At 70.5% G+C, this 16,588-nt stretch carries 21 protein-coding genes; 7 read left to right on the top strand and 14 right to left on the bottom strand.

The features are described 5' to 3' along the window. Positions 1 to 54 precede the first annotated feature (54 nt). On the top strand, positions 55 to 579 hold the full coding sequence (locus tag ACPPVW_RS06770; RefSeq protein WP_426625750.1) for a gamma carbonic anhydrase family protein: 525 nt from the start codon (positions 55 to 57) through the stop codon (positions 577 to 579). 16 nt (positions 580 to 595) lie between these two features. Here ACPPVW_RS06770 and ACPPVW_RS06775 read toward each other — a convergent pair whose 3' ends face one another. The 4 genes from ACPPVW_RS06775 to ACPPVW_RS06790 all read right to left on the bottom strand — a co-directional run bounded on the left by ACPPVW_RS06775 (position 596) and on the right by ACPPVW_RS06790 (position 3,371). Next, positions 596 to 1,009 (bottom strand): DUF7144 family membrane protein, encoded by a 414-nt coding sequence (locus ACPPVW_RS06775; RefSeq protein ID WP_426625751.1) that lies wholly within the window; start codon positions 1,007 to 1,009, stop codon positions 596 to 598. Positions 1,010 to 1,090: 81 nt separating this feature from the next. Next, the gene (locus ACPPVW_RS06780) at positions 1,091 to 1,396 is read right to left on the bottom strand and encodes a hypothetical protein (RefSeq protein WP_426625752.1); all 306 of its coding nucleotides are present in this window, start codon (positions 1,394 to 1,396) and stop codon (positions 1,091 to 1,093) included. 108 nt (positions 1,397 to 1,504) lie between these two features. Continuing rightward, entirely contained in the window at positions 1,505 to 2,344 is an 840-nt protein-coding gene (locus ACPPVW_RS06785) for an NAD(P)H-binding protein (protein ID WP_426626261.1), read from the bottom strand. 97 nt (positions 2,345 to 2,441) lie between these two features. After that, positions 2,442 to 3,371 carry an alpha/beta hydrolase-fold protein gene (locus ACPPVW_RS06790; RefSeq protein ID WP_426625753.1) on the bottom strand — a complete coding sequence of 310 codons (930 nt, stop codon included), beginning with the start codon at positions 3,369 to 3,371 and terminating at the stop codon, positions 2,442 to 2,444. 33 nt (positions 3,372 to 3,404) lie between these two features. On the opposite strand from ACPPVW_RS06790, the gene ACPPVW_RS06795 reads away from it, so the two are divergent. After that, entirely contained in the window at positions 3,405 to 4,256 is an 852-nt protein-coding gene (locus tag ACPPVW_RS06795; protein WP_426625754.1) for a MerR family transcriptional regulator, read from the top strand. 117 nt (positions 4,257 to 4,373) lie between these two features. Here ACPPVW_RS06795 and araA read toward each other — a convergent pair whose 3' ends face one another. From araA to ACPPVW_RS06820, 5 genes are all read right to left on the bottom strand, one after another. Continuing rightward, complete coding sequence (araA, locus tag ACPPVW_RS06800; RefSeq protein ID WP_426625755.1) at positions 4,374 to 5,891, bottom strand: L-arabinose isomerase; 1,518 nt, start codon at positions 5,889 to 5,891, stop codon at positions 4,374 to 4,376. After that, complete coding sequence (locus tag ACPPVW_RS06805; RefSeq protein ID WP_426625756.1) at positions 5,891 to 6,595, bottom strand: L-ribulose-5-phosphate 4-epimerase; 705 nt, start codon at positions 6,593 to 6,595, stop codon at positions 5,891 to 5,893. Before ACPPVW_RS06805 ends, araA begins: the two co-directional genes overlap by 1 nt. Next, positions 6,592 to 8,235, bottom strand: a complete 1,644-nt coding sequence (locus tag ACPPVW_RS06810; RefSeq protein ID WP_426625757.1) for a xylulokinase — start codon at positions 8,233 to 8,235, stop codon at positions 6,592 to 6,594. The genes ACPPVW_RS06805 and ACPPVW_RS06810 overlap by 4 nt, the downstream gene beginning before the upstream one ends. Before the next feature lie 164 nt (positions 8,236 to 8,399). Continuing rightward, the gene (locus ACPPVW_RS06815; protein WP_426625758.1) at positions 8,400 to 9,401 is read right to left on the bottom strand and encodes a LacI family DNA-binding transcriptional regulator; all 1,002 of its coding nucleotides are present in this window, start codon (positions 9,399 to 9,401) and stop codon (positions 8,400 to 8,402) included. A 161-nt stretch (positions 9,402 to 9,562) separates the two neighbouring features. Next, positions 9,563 to 9,967 (bottom strand): NUDIX hydrolase, encoded by a 405-nt coding sequence (locus ACPPVW_RS06820; RefSeq protein WP_426625759.1) that lies wholly within the window; start codon positions 9,965 to 9,967, stop codon positions 9,563 to 9,565. Positions 9,968 to 10,021: 54 nt separating this feature from the next. Between ACPPVW_RS06820 and ACPPVW_RS06825 the strand changes: the two genes are divergently transcribed. Then, complete coding sequence (locus ACPPVW_RS06825; protein ID WP_426625760.1) at positions 10,022 to 10,381, top strand: nuclear transport factor 2 family protein; 360 nt, start codon at positions 10,022 to 10,024, stop codon at positions 10,379 to 10,381. A gap of 14 nt (positions 10,382 to 10,395) precedes the next feature. Here ACPPVW_RS06825 and ACPPVW_RS06830 read toward each other — a convergent pair whose 3' ends face one another. After that, positions 10,396 to 10,869, bottom strand: coding sequence for an SRPBCC family protein (locus ACPPVW_RS06830; protein ID WP_426625761.1), 474 nt, complete (start codon positions 10,867 to 10,869; stop codon positions 10,396 to 10,398). Positions 10,870 to 10,917: 48 nt separating this feature from the next. On the opposite strand from ACPPVW_RS06830, the gene ACPPVW_RS06835 reads away from it, so the two are divergent. Then, a complete protein-coding gene (locus ACPPVW_RS06835; protein WP_426626262.1) occupies positions 10,918 to 11,835 on the top strand; it encodes a 5'-3' exonuclease in 918 nt (305 codons plus the stop codon). A gap of 256 nt (positions 11,836 to 12,091) precedes the next feature. Here the strand turns inward: ACPPVW_RS06835 and ACPPVW_RS06840 are convergent, their stop codons facing one another. Further along, positions 12,092 to 13,021 (bottom strand): aldo/keto reductase, encoded by a 930-nt coding sequence (locus ACPPVW_RS06840; protein WP_426625762.1) that lies wholly within the window; start codon positions 13,019 to 13,021, stop codon positions 12,092 to 12,094. Positions 13,022 to 13,120: 99 nt separating this feature from the next. Between ACPPVW_RS06840 and ACPPVW_RS06845 the strand changes: the two genes are divergently transcribed. After that, positions 13,121 to 13,441: a TetR family transcriptional regulator gene (locus tag ACPPVW_RS06845; protein WP_426625763.1), complete on the top strand. Its 321-nt coding sequence runs from the start codon at positions 13,121 to 13,123 to the stop codon at positions 13,439 to 13,441. After that, positions 13,434 to 13,964, top strand: a complete 531-nt coding sequence (locus ACPPVW_RS06850) for a hypothetical protein (RefSeq protein WP_426625764.1) — start codon at positions 13,434 to 13,436, stop codon at positions 13,962 to 13,964. The genes ACPPVW_RS06845 and ACPPVW_RS06850 overlap by 8 nt, the downstream gene beginning before the upstream one ends. Positions 13,965 to 13,980: 16 nt before the next feature. Here the strand turns inward: ACPPVW_RS06850 and ACPPVW_RS06855 are convergent, their stop codons facing one another. After that, complete coding sequence (locus ACPPVW_RS06855; protein ID WP_426625765.1) at positions 13,981 to 14,250, bottom strand: hypothetical protein; 270 nt, start codon at positions 14,248 to 14,250, stop codon at positions 13,981 to 13,983. Positions 14,251 to 14,324: 74 nt separating this feature from the next. Here ACPPVW_RS06855 and ACPPVW_RS06860 point away from each other — a divergent pair, with 74 nt between their 5' ends. Further along, complete coding sequence (locus tag ACPPVW_RS06860) at positions 14,325 to 14,969, top strand: TOPRIM nucleotidyl transferase/hydrolase domain-containing protein (RefSeq protein WP_426625766.1); 645 nt, start codon at positions 14,325 to 14,327, stop codon at positions 14,967 to 14,969. Positions 14,970 to 15,038: 69 nt separating this feature from the next. Here ACPPVW_RS06860 and ACPPVW_RS06865 read toward each other — a convergent pair whose 3' ends face one another. Both ACPPVW_RS06865 and ACPPVW_RS06870 read right to left on the bottom strand, forming a co-directional pair. Then, positions 15,039 to 15,959 (bottom strand): AEC family transporter, encoded by a 921-nt coding sequence (locus ACPPVW_RS06865; protein ID WP_426625767.1) that lies wholly within the window; start codon positions 15,957 to 15,959, stop codon positions 15,039 to 15,041. Between the two features lie 60 nt (positions 15,960 to 16,019). Continuing rightward, on the bottom strand, positions 16,020 to 16,523 hold the full coding sequence (locus ACPPVW_RS06870; RefSeq protein WP_426625768.1) for a VanZ family protein: 504 nt from the start codon (positions 16,521 to 16,523) through the stop codon (positions 16,020 to 16,022). Between the last annotated feature and the right edge of the window lie 65 nt (positions 16,524 to 16,588).

The raw sequence follows: 16,588 nt of genomic DNA on the forward strand, positions 1-16,588 counted from the left end.
TACCTGCCCTTCGGCGGTGATGGGAGAGTGATGGATGCGCCTGAGGGTGTGGGGATGGTGCGAATTCATCCGACGGCGTCGATGGCTGCGAGCGCGGTGGTCAGCGGGGACGTGACGATCGGGCCGGGCGCGCGCGTGCTGGCCGGGGCCGTGCTCGATGGCTCGCGCGGCCCGGTGGTGCTCGGGGAGGACGTGCTCGTCATGGAGCACGCGGTCATCCGAGGACGGGCCGAACATCCCGTGACGGTCGGCGACGCCGTGCTCATCGGTCCGCACACCAACATCACCGGGGCCCGGATCGAGGACGAGGTGTTCGTCGCGACAGGCGCCTGCGTGTTCGCGGGCGCGGTCGTCGGCGCACGGTCGGAGCTGCGCGTCCACGCGGTGCTCCACGTGAACTCCGTGCTCTTGCCGGACACCGTGGTCCGATCGGCTGGATCGCAGCCGGCGACCCCGCAGAGCTGTTCTCACCCGATCGCCACGACGAGCTGTGGGCGTTGCAGCGCGGACTCGACTTCCCCGGCGCGATGTACGGCGTCCCGCGCGACACCTCCATGCGCGACCTCATGCGCCGACTGAGCGCGCGGTTCGGCGATTAGTCCTCGCCCGCGAGCACCTTCAGCTCACGGCCGTGCACGGTCACGGCGTAGATGACCAGAAGGTCGACGGTGACCATGACGATCGACCACCAGGGCTGGGCCGGCAGTGACATCAGCTGCGTCACCGCGTTGAGGGCGGCGACGATCACGGCGAAGATGCGCGCCCAGAGGGCCCCGCGGATGAGGAAGACCCCGGCGAGCAGCAGCAGCACGCCGATGATCACCGACCACCACCCCCACGCCTGGAGGTTGAAGCTCACGAGCGCTTTCGGCGACACGAAGTACGCGGTGTCCGGCCCGAAGATCGCCATGAACCCGTAGAAGAGATCGATCGCCGCTCCGATGAAGAGCAGGATCGCGGCGAACCAGGCCCACCCTGTCCAGCCCGTCACGCGAACATCGGTCATCATGCACCCCGTCTCGCCCAGGATCGCGGCGCAGCGCCGCCATGCTGGCCACACGGTACGACAGGGCGCACAGCGCTGGCAAGATCACATATCGGGAGGGGTCCTGACGCCGTGATCGGCTCGGAAGCCGGCCGTGGCCTCCTCGTAGGTGGTGTGCTTACGGGCGGGGTGCGACTCGGCGGGAGGCGGCACGTCGGCCCGGCTGAGCGCGTGCAGCACCAGCTGCTCGACGAGTTCGGCCGCCGTCGTCTCCCGGTGGCGGGCAATGCGGACCAGCGCCGCGAACTCGCGCTCGCCCATGCGAATGGTCAGGGGGATTCCTGCAGGGGCACGACCGGGGCCGTGAACGGACGCGGGCTCAGCGACATCAATACCGTGAGAATCCTTCATGAAGTGCATCGTCTCATGGACGCGACCTCTTTAGAAGCACCCAAAAGACGCAACATGCTTCAGAATCCGAAGTTGCCCGCAGGCGACACGTGGCAGCCGGGGCCCTTATCATCGTTCGCCCGCGAGGTACTCGTCGAAGGAGAGGGGCCGCCGGCCGGTGACGCGCTCGACGTCGCCGCTGACGCCGGCGAGCTCGCCCGCGGCGATCGCCGTATAGGTGGAGACCCACGCGTCGTACTGCCACTGCGGGGCGTGCCACTTCTTGCGGGACTCGTACGCCTCCTCCACTGTCTCGTCGTGGAACGACACCGCACGACCGAGGTGAGAGGTCAGCTTCTCGGCGACCTCCGCCATCGTCAGCTCCTCCGGACCCGTGAGGTCGTAGGCGACGTTCCGATGCTGCTCGGGACGCTGCACGGCGACGGCTGCGACCCGGGCCACGTCGGCCCGCGCGACCATCGCCGCGCGCCCGTGACCGGCAGGGCCGCGGATGACGTCGTCATCCCCCACCAGGTACTCGACGAAGTCCAGGTAGAGGTTGTCGCGGAGGAAGGTGTACGACATCCCGCTTCCCGCGATCCGCTCCTCGGTGGCGAAGTGGTCGCGCGCCAGCGTGAAGGTCGCGTCGGGAGCCGCACCGAAGAACGATGTGTAGACGATGTGCCGCACGCCAGCCGCGGCCGCCGCGTCGACGAACGCGACGTGCTCGCGCAATCGCTCGGCGTTCTCGGCGGCCGACACCATGAGGAGGGTGTCGACGCCCTCCAACGCCGCGCGCGCCGCCGAGGTGTCGCCGTAGCTGCAGGCGGCGACGTCGCTGTTCGGGAAGCGCGGCGCCCGCTCGGGCGAGCGCGCCAGCATCCGGAACGGAACTCCCGCGTACGACAGAGCGTCCGCCGCGAGCCGGCCCACCGTCCCGGTCACTCCGGTCACCGCCACGATCCCCATCACGCCCTCCAATCGTCAGCCGTCGAGTACGCCCATGATCGGGCAGAAACCGCCGAGTCGACTGAAAATCGACGGCGCCGACAGGGTTCGGGCCCGCTCAGGCGAAGCGGGCGGCGGCGAAGGCGAGTTGCGCGGGAGCCTCGCGCCTCCAGAAGTCGAGGTTGTGGCCGCCGGGCGTGAAGCCGCCGGCGGGGCGCGGGTGGAGGCCGGCGACATAATCCTGGACGTTCGGGCAGAAGCCGTCGCCGGTGCCGCAGTCGACCCGCAGCGGAATGCCGGTGAGCGCCGCCTCGCGCCCGAACGGCGTGTTCGCGGCGAAGTCCGTCGCCCCGTCGAAGGCCCCGTGGGCGGCCTCCGCGGCGGTGTGCCAGATCGCGGGGCTCTCGGCCACGATCGATGCGACTCTCGAATCGCCGAGCACGCCGCCGAGGTGAAGGGCGCCGTAGCCTCCCATCGACCAGCCGAAGAGCCCCACCTTCGAGGTGTCGAGCCCGGCTTGCGTGAGCAGTGTGAGGAATTCGTCGGTCACCATCGCGCCGGCGTTCTCCCCGGTCTCACGTCGGTGCCAGTAGGTGTTCCCGCCGTCGACGGAGGCGACGGCGAATGGCCGCGACCCGTTCTGCACCGACTGGGCGAGGAAGCGGTCGAGCCCGAGCCCTGTCCCGAACGCGGACCGGTGGTCGCCGCCGTAGCCGTGCAGAGCGACCAGCACCGGAAGGGCGTCGCCCGGCTTCGACCCGGGCGGATAGCTCACGGTCCACCCGCACGTCGCGCCGAGTCGAGCGGTCGAGACGAACGACCCGGTAGCGGTCGGTCCGGGTGCCGTCGACGAGATGCGGCCCGGCTCGCCGTTCAGGCCGAGGAGCTGGTGCAGTTTCGAGCGGCCCGGCAGGATCCGCTCCTCCACCGCGAATGTGGCTCCGGCGCCGAGGACCGCGAGAGTCGCGACCCCGATGCCGGCGCCGAGCACGGTGCGACGGGCGACGCTGCGGCTTCGAGCCTCTTCGGGCGCGGGAGCGTCATCCATGCGCTCACCCTAGTGGGGCTTGACCCTCACACCGTGTCAGGCTGGACCGTGGTCACCATCATGTACACCATCGGAGAGTTCGCCGCGATCGGGCGGATCAGTGTCCGGATGCTGCGGCACTACGACGCGATCGGCCTGCTGCCGCCGGCGCGCGTCAACGAGTACAGCGGGTACCGCTACTACTCGGACACGCAGCTGGCGGACCTGCTGCTGATCGTCGAGCTGCGGCAGCTCGGCATCGGGCTCGACGCCATCGCCGCCGTGCTCGCCTCGACCGACCCGCGGCCCGCCCTGTCGGCGGCGCTGCGGCAGCGCCGGGCAGAGTTGCAGGCGGGAATCGCCGACGACCGCTTCCGGCTCGACCGGCTCGAGCGACGCCTCCGCATACTGGAAGGAACGGAGATCATGTCCACACCTGTCGAATACCGCCCCCTCGAGGCGGTCACCGTCTACGCCGTCAGCGGCACAGCGCCGGGAATGGGGCCCGAGTTGGTCGGGCCGATGGTCGGGCCGCTCATCGGCTCGCTCGACCAGGCCCTGAAGGCCGCGGGCCGGCCGATCCTCGAGCCGTCGATGTTCTGGTACGAAGCGCGCGACGACGAGCGGCTGGAGGTGCACGTCTCGTATCCGGCCGAGACGCCGCCGCAGCCCGGTGAGGGCTACGAGGTCGTCGAGTTGCCAGCGGTCCCGCTCGCCGCGACCCTGCGGCACCACGGCGACATGTCCGGCATCGGCGACTCCTGGATGGCGCTCACGGAGCGCCTCGTCGCCGACGGCTACCGCGTCGTCGGCCCGAGCCGGGAGGTCTATGTCCAGGCCACCGGCCACCTCCCCGCCCCCGACTGGATCACAGAACTGCAAGCCCCCGTCGAGCGCACCTCCTGACCCTCACCGCACAGACCCCCACCCGCCGAGTACGCGCGAAATCAGCCGAAAACCGTCGAGTACGCAGACAATCCGTGCACTCGGCGGTTTGTGCGCGGGAGGGAGTCAGGGACGGGGTTAGATGCCTCGGGCGAGGCGGTAGTAGGCGGCGTTCCAGGCGAGCTCGCGCTCGAAGGCGCGCAGCGTGGTGTCCTCGTCGATGATCAGCAGTTCGGTGCGGGCCATCCGCGCGAAGTCCTCGAACGCCTGGATGCCGACGGCGGTGCTCATCACGGTGTGGTGGGCGGCGCCGGCCTCCAGCCAGGCGGTCGCCGACGTGGTGAAGTCGGGGGCCGGCTTCCACACGGCGCGGCCGACCGGAAGCTTCGGCAGCGGAGCCGACGGCTCCACGACCTCCACGACGTTGGCCACGAGCCGGAACCGGTCACGCATGTCCGACAGCGCCACCACGACCGCGGGGCCGGAGTCGGCGGTGAAGACCAGACGCACCGGGTCGTCCTTGCCGCCGATGCCGAGCGGGTGCACCTCCAGAGTCGGCTTCGCGGTCGTGAGGGAGGGAGCGACCTCCAGCATGTGCGCGCCAAGGATGCGCTCGTCGCCAGGAGTCAGGTCGTAGGTGTAGTCCTCCATGAGCGATGCGCCGCCCGGGAGGCCGGCACCCATGACGTTCGCCGCGCGCACCAGGATCGCGGTCTTCCAGTCGCCCTCCGCGCCGAACCCGTAGCCCTCCGCCATCATGCGCTGCACGGCCAGGCCGGGCAGTTGCTTCAGCGCCCCGAGGTCTTCGAAGCTGGTCGTGAACGCGCCGAAGCCGCCCTCCTCGAGGAACGAGCGCAGCCCCAGCTCGATCGCGGCGCCGTCGCGCAACGACTGGTGACGGTCGCCGCCGCGGCGGAGCTCTGGCACGACGTCGTAGAGATCCTCGTACTGGGCGACGAGCGCGTCGACATCGGAGGACGCAGCCGCGGCGACGGCTCCGGCCAGCTCGTTCACCCCCCAGGTGTTCACCTGCACGCCGAACCGCAGCTCGGCCTCCGTCTTGTCGCCCTCGGTGACCGCGACGAACCGCATGTTGTCGCCGAAGCGCGCCAGCTTGAGCGAGCGCGTCGCCGCCCAGCCCGCGGCAGCGCGCGTCCAGGTGCCGATGCGGGAGGTCACGGCCGGGTCGCTCACGTGGCCGACGACGGTCGTGCGCGGCACGCCGAGGCGGGTCTGGATGTACCCGAACTCGCGGTCGCCGTGCGCCGCCTGGTTGAGGTTCATGAAGTCGAAGTCGATCTCACTCCACGGCAGCTCGACGTTCGCCTGGGTGTGGAAGTGCAGCAGTGGCTTCTGCAGCGCATCGAGGCCGGAGATCCACATCTTGGCGGGGCTGAAGGTGTGCATCCAGGCGACCAGGCCGATGACGGCGTCGTCGGCGTTGGCCTCCAAGGCCGTGCGCCGGATCGCGTCGGCGTCGGTCAGAACGGGCTTCCACACCACGCGCACCGGCACGTCGGAGGACGCGCCGAGCTGGTCGGCGATCGCCCGCGACTGCTCGGCGACCTGCGCGAGCGTCTCCGGTCCGTACAGGTGCTGGCTGCCGGTGAGAAACCAGACCTCGTACGAGTCGAGAGTGGTGATGAGCTTCGGCATCAGTCGAGGGATCCTTCCGGGTTCTGTCCGTAGACGTTCTGATAACGGTCGAAGAGGCCGTCGACGGCCTCCTGAGGGATGGGGACGAGCGGGCCGCCCTGGCGGGCGATGTGGACGGTGCGGGCCACGTCCTCCGCCATGACCGCGGCTTTGACAGCGTCGCGAGCGTCGCGGCCGATCGTGAAGACGCCGTGGTTCTGCATCAGCACTGCGCGGCTGCGGTGGCCCTCCAGCGTCGCGACGATGCCGCGGCCAATGGAGTCGTCGCCGATGATCGCGAACGGGCCGACCGGGATCTCGCCGCCGAACTCGTCGGCCATCGCGGTGATGACGCACGGGATGGCCTCGGCACGAGCGGCCCAGGCGGTCGCGTAGGTGGAGTGGGTGTGCACGACCCCGCCGACGTCGGGGAGGTTGCGGTAGACGTATGCGTGCGCGGCGGTGTCGCTGGAGGGCGAGCGCTCGCAGCCGAGCGAACCGGGCACCACCTCGCCGTCGAGCGAGCAGAGGATCATGTTCTCGTGCGCGAGGTCGTCGTAGTCGACGCCGCTCGGCTTGATGACGAAGAGGTCCTCGCCTGGCACGCGGCCGGAGACGTTGCCTCCCGTCCACACGACGAGGCCGTAACGCACGAGCTCGGCGTGCAATGCGGCGACCTGCTCGCGCGTGCGGCGGACGGCGGGCGTCTCGAGGTCGGCGGTCATCGGGCGGCTCCCTTCAGAGCGATGGATGCGACGGCCGCGCGCTCGGCGGCCAGTCCGTCGCGGTAGCGGTCGAGGTGGGCGGCGAAGCCGGCGACGTCGTCCGGGTGCGGCTCGGTCGTCTCGAAGACGAACCCGCCGAAGACATCGCGATGGAGGTAGGTGTCGAGCGGGACTCCGTCACCCGCGGCGCCCAGGTAGGCCGCGAGCACAGCGATGCCCCAGGCGCCGCCCTCCGACGCGGTCTCGGCGACCGACACCGGGGCGTCCAGGACTCCCGCCAGGAAGCGCTGGGCGACGCCCGCCGTGCGGAACATGCCCCCGTGCGCGAACATCCGGTCGAGGGCGACACCCTCCCCGTCGAGCACCCGCATCCCGAGCGCGAGCGTGCCGAACACACCGTAGAGCTGGGCACGCACGAAGTTGCCGAGGGTCAGTCGGCTGTCCGGGGTGCGGACGACCAGCGGCCGGCCCTCCTCGAGGCCCGTGATCGGCTCACCCGCGAGGTAGTTGTAGGCGAGGAGGCCTCCCGCGTCGGCCTCGCCGGTGAGCGCCTCGCGGAACAGTGTCTCGAAGACCGCATCCGGGGCGACAGGCGCACCGGCGGCCTCCGCGAACCTCCCGAACAGCGACGCCCAGGCCGACAGCTCGCTCGCGCCGTTGTTGCAGTGCACCATCGCGACCGGGTCGCCGGCCGGAGTGGTGACCAGGTCGAGCTCGTGGTGCACCCGCTCGAGCGGGCGCTCCAGGACGACCATGGCGAAGATGCTGGTACCGGCGCTGACATTGCCGGTGCGCGGTGCGACCGAGTTCGTCGCGACCATGCCGGTGCCTGCGTCGCCCTCCGGAGGGCAGAGTTGGATACCGGGCCGGAGCGCCCCCGTCGGATCGAGCAGCGCGGCGCCCTCTGCGGTCAACTCGCCCGCCGATCGCCCGGCGACGAGCACCTCGGGCAGAAGATCGGTGAGCGCCGGGAGATCGGCCCGCTCGGTCAGGAGGCTGTCGTACCGGCCGAGGAGGTCGGCGTCGTAAGTCGCGGTCGCCGCGTCGATCGGGAACATCCCCGACGCGTCGCCGACGCCGAGCACCCGGCGACCGGTGAGCCTCCAGTGCACGTACCCGGCGAGCGTGGTGATCGAGTGCAGCCAGGCTAAGTGCGGCTCGCTGTCGAGCACAGCCTGGTGGAGGTGCGCGATCGACCAGCGCAGTGGGATGTTGACGCCGAACAGCTCGCTCAGCTCGGCGCTCGCGGCGCTGGTCGTGGTGTTGCGCCAGGTGCGGAACGGCACCAGCAGCTCGCCGTCGGCGTCGAACGCGAGGTAGCCGTGCATCATCGCGGAGACGCCGATCGTGCCGAACGTCTGCGGCGTCGCGCCGTGACGGCGCTCTGCGTCGGCGAGGAGGTCGGCGTACGCTGCCTGCAGGCCAGACCAGACCGCGTCGAGCGAGTACGTCCACATCCGGTCGACGAACTCGTTCTCCCAGTCGTGAATGCCGACGGCCAGGACGGTCGCGGGATCGTCGGCGTCTATCAGGCAGGCCTTGATTCGGGTGGAGCCCAGCTCGATGCCGAGCGCGGTGCGGCCGGAGAGGATCGCGGCGCTCTCCTGCGTGGTGTCTTCGGCATCGGTCGCGGGCGCCATGCTGGTTCCTCACTTCGTCGTGTTCGTCACGCGCGCACGCGTGTGACCGGTCACATTTCTCCAAAAACGAGCATAACCCATCGCCGAAGGGCACGTAAACGCCCCTAAAACCGCGGAATAAGGGCCCGAGCGTGCCCTTCGGCGCCCGTCAGGCGGCGCCAGCGTCAGGCGGAGTCGCGGATGACGAGCACCGGCGCGACGGGCGCGGCGAAGGCGAGCTCGCGGCCCTCGATGAGCGCGACGAGCCGCGCCACACAGCGCCGGCCGAGCTCAGGGAAGTCCTGCCGCACGGTCGTCAGCGGCGGCGAGAAGAAGGCCGCCTCCGGGATGTCGTCGAAGCCGACGAGCGCGAGATCCTCCGGCACCCGCAGCCCGAGCAGCCGCGACGCGTGCAGCACACCGAGCGCCATCTGATCGTTCGACGAGAAGATCGCGGTAGGGGCATCGGGGCCCGCGAGCAGCTCCGCGCCGATGGCCGCACCGGAGGCGGCGGTCCAATCGCCCTCCCGCGACACCACGGCCTCCAGGCCGGCAGCGGAGAGCTCGGCGACGAACCCGTCGCGGCGAGCGCGCGCCTCGGACCAGTCGCCGGGCCCGCTCAAGTGCACGATGCGGATGTGCCCGCGGTCGAGCAGGTGACGGGTGGCGATGCGCGCGCCCTCGAACTGGTCGACGAACACGCCCTCGTCGCCGGCGACTCCCGCCCCGTGCAGCGTCACCGACGGCACCGACAGCGAGAGCGCGGCCATGGCCTCCTGAACCGCCTGCTGTGGTGCGATCACCACGACGCCCTCCACGGACTGCGCGCCGAGGTGGTCGATGGCGGCGCCCAGCTCGGCCGGGTCGAGGGAGGCCGCGTGCGCGACGGTCACGAAGTAGCCGGCCTCCCGGCCGGCCTGCTCCACAGCGTCGATGCTGGAGGCCGGCCCGAACAGCGACGACGCCGACGCTGCCAGCACCCCGATAGTGCGGGAGCGCGCGGTGGTCAGCATGCGGGCGGCACGGTTCGGCCGGAAATTGAGGTCGGCCATCGCGCTGAGCACGCGCTCGCGCGTCTCCGGGCGGATGTTGGGGTGGTCGTTGAGCACGCGGGACACGGTCTGGCGCGACACGCCTGCCGCCGCCGCGACCTCCCGCACGCCCGGCGCCCGCCCGCTCTCGCTCACACCGACACCCTAGTGGCCGGCCGCCGCACCACTCGCTGTCACCGGCCCGAGGGGTACGTTAACGCCCCTATCTCGCGGTTTTAGGGGCGTTAACGTGCCCTTCGACGGTGCTTGCTGCGCTTGCGGACGGACGAGGAGGAGGACGGAGCAGGGGGAGGGGGTCAGTCGATGAGGTTGAGGGCCGTCAGGCGCTCCAGGACCGCGCGGCCGGCGGGCGGGCAGCGATCCGCGTCGGCCGTGGTGACCCAGTGGATGGCGCCCACCTCTGCGGAAGGCTCCGGCTCCGCGGTGGTCTCCCCGCGGAAGACGGTCATGTGCACCATCCTGCCGTCGGGCTCTCCGTGCGCCTGCGTCCTCACCTCGAATAGCTCGGTGAGCTCATCGGCGTCGAGGATCAGTGCGACCTCCTCGCGCGCCTCCCTTGCCGCGGCCTGCGCGGCCGACTCGCCCGCGTCGACCTTGCCGCCCGGCATGTAGTAGACGTCCCGTCCCCGAGCGGTCACCATGAGCACCCGTCGGTCGCGCACCAGCGCGACGGCCGACACCAGCAGGGGAGGCAAGATCATGCCTCCACGCTACCGACCACGCGTGTCGACGACCCGCGATGCCATGCTGTGGGGATGATCAGCGCCGACTTCGCCCGCCGCTTCGTCGACCAATGTGCCGCCGACTGGAACGCACACGACCTGGAGGCCCTGCTCGGCCACTACACCGACGACGTCGTGTTCACGTCGCCGCTCGCCGAGCGCTTCCTGCCCGGCAGCGAGGGCGTCGCGCACGGCAAGGACGCGCTGCGCAGCTACTGGACGGCGGGTCTCGCCGCGCTGCCCGACCTCCGGTTCGAGGTGCTCGACCACTATGTCGGCGCGAGCACGATCGTCATCCGCTACCGCAACCAGAGCGGAGGGGTCGTCTGCGAGGTGCTCGAGTTCGACGGCGAGCTGGTCAGCCGAGGGTACGGGACGTACCTGGCGAGCTGACCTCCGGCGGATCGTCAGCCGGCCTCGACGAGCTGCTTCAACTGCCGCAACCCCTTCTCGAAGTCGGCTCCGACCAGCTTGTCCAGGTTGAAGAACCGGCTGAAGAACGTCTTCGGGCTCTCCATCCTCCAGATGACCCGTGTGCCTGTTCCTGCGCCTGCGCCGGTGCCTGCGCCCTCGGGCGTGAGGACGAACCGCACGTGGTTGCTCGAGCGGAACGGCCGCGTGAAGTCGAGGTCGATCCCGACGCCATCGTCGTACACGGCGGTGATCGTCATTCGGCCTTCGCCGGCCTTGCGGTTGCCGTTCCAGCTGTAGGTCGAACCGATCGTGCCGGGCTCGCCGGTGTACTCGCGCTTCATGCCGGGGTCCATGCCCTCCCACGGCGACCATTCCACCCAGTTCGGGAGCTCGGCGATGAGAGGCTGCACGGCCTCCCGGGGCGCACGGATCGTGTCGGTGCGCTCGACGATGACGGTTCCGGCCATGCGCATACCTTAGCGGCATGGCATGATCGGGCTGTGACTGGGCGAACGATGCTCCTCGACAGCGCATCCCTCTACTTCCGCGGCTTCTACGGCGTGCCCGACACCGTGCGCGCGCCGGACGGCACTCCCGTCAACGCCGTCCGCGGGCTGCTCGACATCATCGCGAAGCTGGTGACCGAGTACGGTCCGGAGTCGCTGGTCGCCTGCTGGGACGACGACTGGCGGCCGCGCTGGCGCGTCGACCTCATCCCGAGCTACAAGGCGCACCGGGTCGCCGAGGAGGTGCCGGGCGGGGTGGACGTCGAGGAGGTGCCGGCCGAGCTGGTGGCGCAGGTCCCCGTCATCCGCGAGGTGCTCGACGCGCTCGGCATCCCTGTCGTGGGGGCGGCGGAGGCCGAGGCCGACGACGTGATCGGCACTCTCGCGACCCGTGCCTCCGGCGCGGTGGATGTCGTGACGGGCGATCGCGACCTGTTCCAGCTGGTGGACGACGAGGCGGACGTCCGCGTCGTCTACACGGCGCGCGGGATGAGCAATCTGGAGGTGCTGACGGATGCCGTCGTCGTGGCGAAGTACGGCATCCACGCCCGTCAGTACGCGGACTTCGCGGTGATGCGCGGCGACACGTCCGACGGGCTGCCCGGGGTGGCCGGTGTCGGCGAGAAGACCGCGTCCGCGCTGCTCACCGAGTACGGCGACCTCAGCGGGATCCGGGCGGCCGCCACCGACTCGTCCTCTGCGATGACGCCGGCTCTGCGCGCGCGGTTCGCCGCCGCTGTGGACTATCTCGCGGTGGCGCCGACGGTCGTGGAGGTCGTGCGCGACCTCCCGATCGCCGCGGTGGACGCGCGGCTGCGCGTGCCGACCGCCGAACAGCGCGCCACGCTCGACGCCCTCGCCGAGCGTTGGGCGCTCGGCGGCTCCCTCGACCGCGCGCTCGCGGCGCTCGCTGCGGCGGCCGGCTGATCGAGGGGGCGCACAGTCCGCCGCCTCGAGGTTCATCGGCGCACTTTGCGCCGCGCTCACACCGCGGGCGGCTGATCGAGAAGGCGCAAAATCCGCCGCCTCGATGGTTTTCGGGGGACTTTGCGCCGCCTCGGCGGTTACTGGGCGCCGGCTGGGCCGCCACGGGGCCTCGGGGTCCCAGCGCCAGAGCTCGCGCTGGGCGAGGAGGGCGAGGTCGCGCAGCACGTCCAGTTCGGCCTCCGCGTCGCCACCGCCGCTACGGGAGGATGTGCCCGGCTAGCCGGAACAGCCGGTACCACTCCTCGCGCGTGAGCGGCACGTCGGAGCCGGCCGCGGCCTCCTGCACGCGGCCCGGGTTGGTGGTGCCGAGAACCACCTGCATGTCGGCGGGGTGGCGCGTGATCCACGCGGTCGCGATGCCGGTCGGGGTGATCCCGTAGCGCGCGGCCAGCTCGCCGATCGCATCGTTGAGCTCCGCGTAGTTGTCGCGGTCGCCGAGGAAAACGCCGTCGAAGAAGCCCTTCTGGTACGGCGACCAGGCCTGCAGCGTGATGTCGTGCAGCCGCGCGTAGTCGAGGATGCCGTTGTCGCGGTCGATCGACTGGTCGAGGGCGGCCATGTTCGCCGCGACGCCCTGCGCGATGATCGGCGAGTGCGTGATGCTCAGCTGCACCTGGTTGACGCCGAGCGGCTGCGTGACCCAGCGGCGCAGCAGTTCGATCTGGCCGGGGGTCTGGTTGGAGACGCCGAAGGCGCGCACCTTGCCGGAGGCCTCCAGCTCGTCGAACGCCGCCGCGACCTCCTCGGGCTCCACGAGCGTGTCGGGGCGGTGCAGCAGCAGGATGTCGAGGTAGTCGGTGCGCAGCGCGGCGAGCGACTCGTCGACGGTGGTGAGGATGTGCTCGCGGGAGAAGTCGAAGTAGCCGTCGCGGATGCCCACCTTGGACTGGATGATCACTTGATCGCGCTCGGACGCCGGCACCGCTCCCGCATCGCCGAAACGGGTCTCGCAGCCGTGACGCTCGTCGCCGTAGATGTCGGCGTGATCGAACATCGTGACGCCGGCGTCGCGCGCCGTTCGCACGAGCGTGCGGATCTCCTCGTCGCTCAGCGGAGTGATCCGCATGAGGCCGAGGATGACGTTGGAGGCCGGGATCGGGACATTCGGAAGCGTGAGCGTTTTCATCTCTCCATCTAACCCCTCGTCAATCCCCTGGAAAGGCACGATGATGGGACTAGCGTCCAGAGTTCGGGGCAGGGCCCGACTGACGGCAGGAGGGAGCCGATGATGATCACGACAGCGGCGAAGGCGGCGGTCGACGGTTTCCGGCAGGAGACGCACCTTGCGGCGCGGCCGCCGGAGAGCCCCGCGTTCGTGGTGCACGCGCTCGGTCGCGACTTCGGTGTGAGCGACGAGATGGCGCGCATCTTCCTGCACCAGGTGGAGGTCGTGGCGGAGTCGGACTCGTCGGCGCTCGTCGTGCTGCGGCACACGGACGGCGTCGAGCTGATCATGGTGACCGACAGCACGTCGTTCTCGATCCGCGCGGCGACGCCGGCGGATCAAGCGGTCCCTGCTGCGCCTTATCCTCGGATGCGTGGATGATCAGCGCGCCGACGAGGAGGCCGTAGCCGGCATCCGGAGCGCGCTCGACGACGGGGCGCGACGGCTCACGGAGGCAGGCGCGCGCGACGAGGCTCTCGCGGTGCTCGTGCCGCGACGGCGCACCCTCGGCATCCCGCGCGAACCCGTTCTCAAGCCGGCGGGCCGGGTCTGGAGGCTCGGGGTGCTGCTGCTCGGGGCCGACGGCACCCTGTACGCGACGGGTCAGCTCGTGCGGGCGACGCCTCCCGGGCGCACGCAGTACGTGTCGGTCTCGGCCGAGACCCGTCGTGCCTACCGCGCGGCGGCCGAGCGCGGGCACTTCCGCGATGGGGAGACGGTCGACTTCGACGCTCCTCCCATCGATCTGACGGCGGAGGCGCTCCGCCGCTCGTCGGGGCCGCTCCTCCTCGTCGGCGGGAGGCCGCTCGTGCGCTGGAGCGCATCCTCCGATCAGACCGTGGAGTTCGACGCCTACCTCGCGGAGCGCGTCGAGCTGCTCGCGCACCCTCCGGAGGGCGCCTGACACGCATGGCGCGTGCTTACGCCTCGGTCGGCGTCGTCCCCGCGTTCTTGCCGGTGACCTCGTCGAGCTTGTCGGACGCCTTGCCCACGGCCTCCGACACCTTGTCGCCGAGGTCGGAGGCGGCGCGGTCCGCGAGGTCGCGTACGTCGCCTTTCACCTTCTGCACCGGGTCGGACCCGGAGAATCCCCGCCACTTGCGCCGCATGTTCTCGTAGGCGCCACGGCCGGCACGCGATCCGATCACGAACCCGACAGCGACTCCCGCGACAAAGATGATGAGCTTCATGCGCAGCACCGTACGCGCGCGAGAGCGACGGCGACAGGGGGCAACACCACGGCGCCGGGGGCAGAATGGGCTCCGTGACGCGACCGATGACGGGCGATGACGACGCCGTGGCCGGCTTCGAGCGAGCTGTCGCGGCGTGGGTGGCGCGTCGCGAGAGCCGGGGCACCACGGCGAGCGCGCTCCTGCCGCCTCTTCCCGCGGCCGTGAGCGGCGCCGTGCTCGTGGAGGGCGCGAGCGACCGCGCCGCGCTGCAGGCCGCGGCGGCGCTGCTCGGAATCGATCCGGCGGTCACGGGCGTGGCCATCCTCCCGATGGGCGGTGCGATGAGCGTGCGGTGGTTCGTCGGCGCCCTGGCGCCCTCTGGGGTGCGCCTCCACGGTCTCTGCGATGAGGGTGAGGCGGGGTTCTTCCGACGGGCCGGCCTGGGCCACGAGGAGGTCTCGGTGTGCCGCCCGGATCTCGAAGGCGAACTGCTGAGAGCTCTCGGCACCGAACGGGTGGAGGCCGTGCTCGCGCGCCAGGGCGACCTCGGACTGTTCCGCACTTTCCAGCGTCAGCCGGCGCAGCGGGGACGCGAGGTGACCGCCCAGCTGCATCGCTTCTTCGGCACGACATCGGGCCGCAAGGAGCTGTACGGTCGGCTGCTCACCTCCGAGCTCGCGGCGCAGGAGCTCCCGGCGCCCCTGCGCGACGCGCTCACCGCCGCGTTGCCCGCCTGAGCAACTCGCGAGTACGTCGACTTTCCGCGTACTCGACGGTTTTCGCCTGAATTCGGGCGTACTCGGCTGCTACGCGAGGAGCGCGGCGATCACCAGGAGGGCGGGCACGGCGAAGAGCGTCGTCAGCAGCACGATGTCGCGTGCGACCGCCGTCCCGCGCTCGTAGCGCGCGGCGAAGTTGTAGACGTTCTGCGCGGTCGGCAGGGCGGCGAGCGCCACGGCCGCGAACAGGGCGTGCCCCTCCAGCCCGAAGACGAACCGGGCCGCCAGGAACGCGATCAACGGCATGCCCACCGCCTTCAGCGCGACAGCGGAGGCGATCTCGACCCTGCCTTGACCCGCCTGGAGCGGGCGGGACCCGTGCAACGACATCCCGAAGGCCATCAGCACGAGCGGTACCGCCGCTCCGCCGATCAGCTCGAACGGCTGGTAGACGACGTCCGGCAGGTGGAGGCCGGAGACGTCAACGAGGATGCCGAGCACCGACGCGATGATCATGGGGTTGCGCACCGGCTGGGTGACGATCGACCACACCGAGACGTTGCCGCGGCTCGTGACGTCGAGCAGGGTGAGCGCGATCGGGGCGAACACGATCAGCTGCAACAGCAGCACGGGCGCCACGTATGACGCACTCCCGAGCACGTAGACGGCGACGGGGAGGCCGATGTTGTTGGCGTTGACGTAGCCGGCGCCGAGAACACCGATCGTCGTCTCAGGAGCCGGCCGGCGGAAGAACAGCCGGGAGAGCAGCAGGAACAGGGCCGCCGACACGACGGCGGCGATCGCCGCGACCAGCAGCTGCGTCGAGAAGACCACCGTGAGGTCGGCGTGCGCGAGCGTCACGAACAGCAGCGCCGGGTTGGTGACGAAGAACGCGATGCGGTTGAGGACGAAGGGAGCTGCCGGACCGCCGACCCCGAACCTCCCGGCGATGTAACCGACCAGGATGACGAAGGCGATGATCCCGAACCCGGTCAGCACTCCAGCCATCGCGGTGCGGTCTCCTCTCGACGGCCCCCTGCAATCGTGTCAGGAGCTCAGTCGATCCTGTCAAGGACTCTGCGGATCGCGCGCAACGGCGCGGCGTCGGCCGTGAGTCTCTCGCTGCCGCCGTGCCGCCGCGGCGTCTCGATTCCCACGCCACCCGAGCACGAGCACACCGATTCCACTTCCGATCAGCGCTCCGAGGCTGTTGGCGATGACGTCGTTGACCGTCGCGAATCGATGCGGGAGGAGGAAATGCTGGGCGAGTTCGATCGCGATGCTGCAGAGGAGGCCGAGCACGGGTGCGATCCACCAGCGCCTGCGCCCGACGATGAGCACCACGAGGACCGCCGGAACGACGAAGAACGCCACGTTCGCGGTGAACTCGATCACGTTGTACGCGTCGATCGGGCGCACCCCGATGCCTTTCAGAGCGGCGAGGACGCGAAAAAGCTCCGAATCGAACGGTCTGTCGACCGGGGAGGGCCACAGTCCGATGACGGCGACGAAGACCGAGTACCCGATGAGCGCGACGATCGCTCCGGCTCGGATTCGTCTGTCGAGAGGCATCTGCACAGCCTACGTCGAGACGCATTCGGGATTCCTGTGTGTCAGACCTCAGGTCTCTCAGGCCG

It is taken from the genome of Leifsonia sp. McL0607, from assembly GCF_049993355.1.
Lineage (GTDB): Bacteria > Actinomycetota > Actinomycetes > Actinomycetales > Microbacteriaceae > Leifsonia.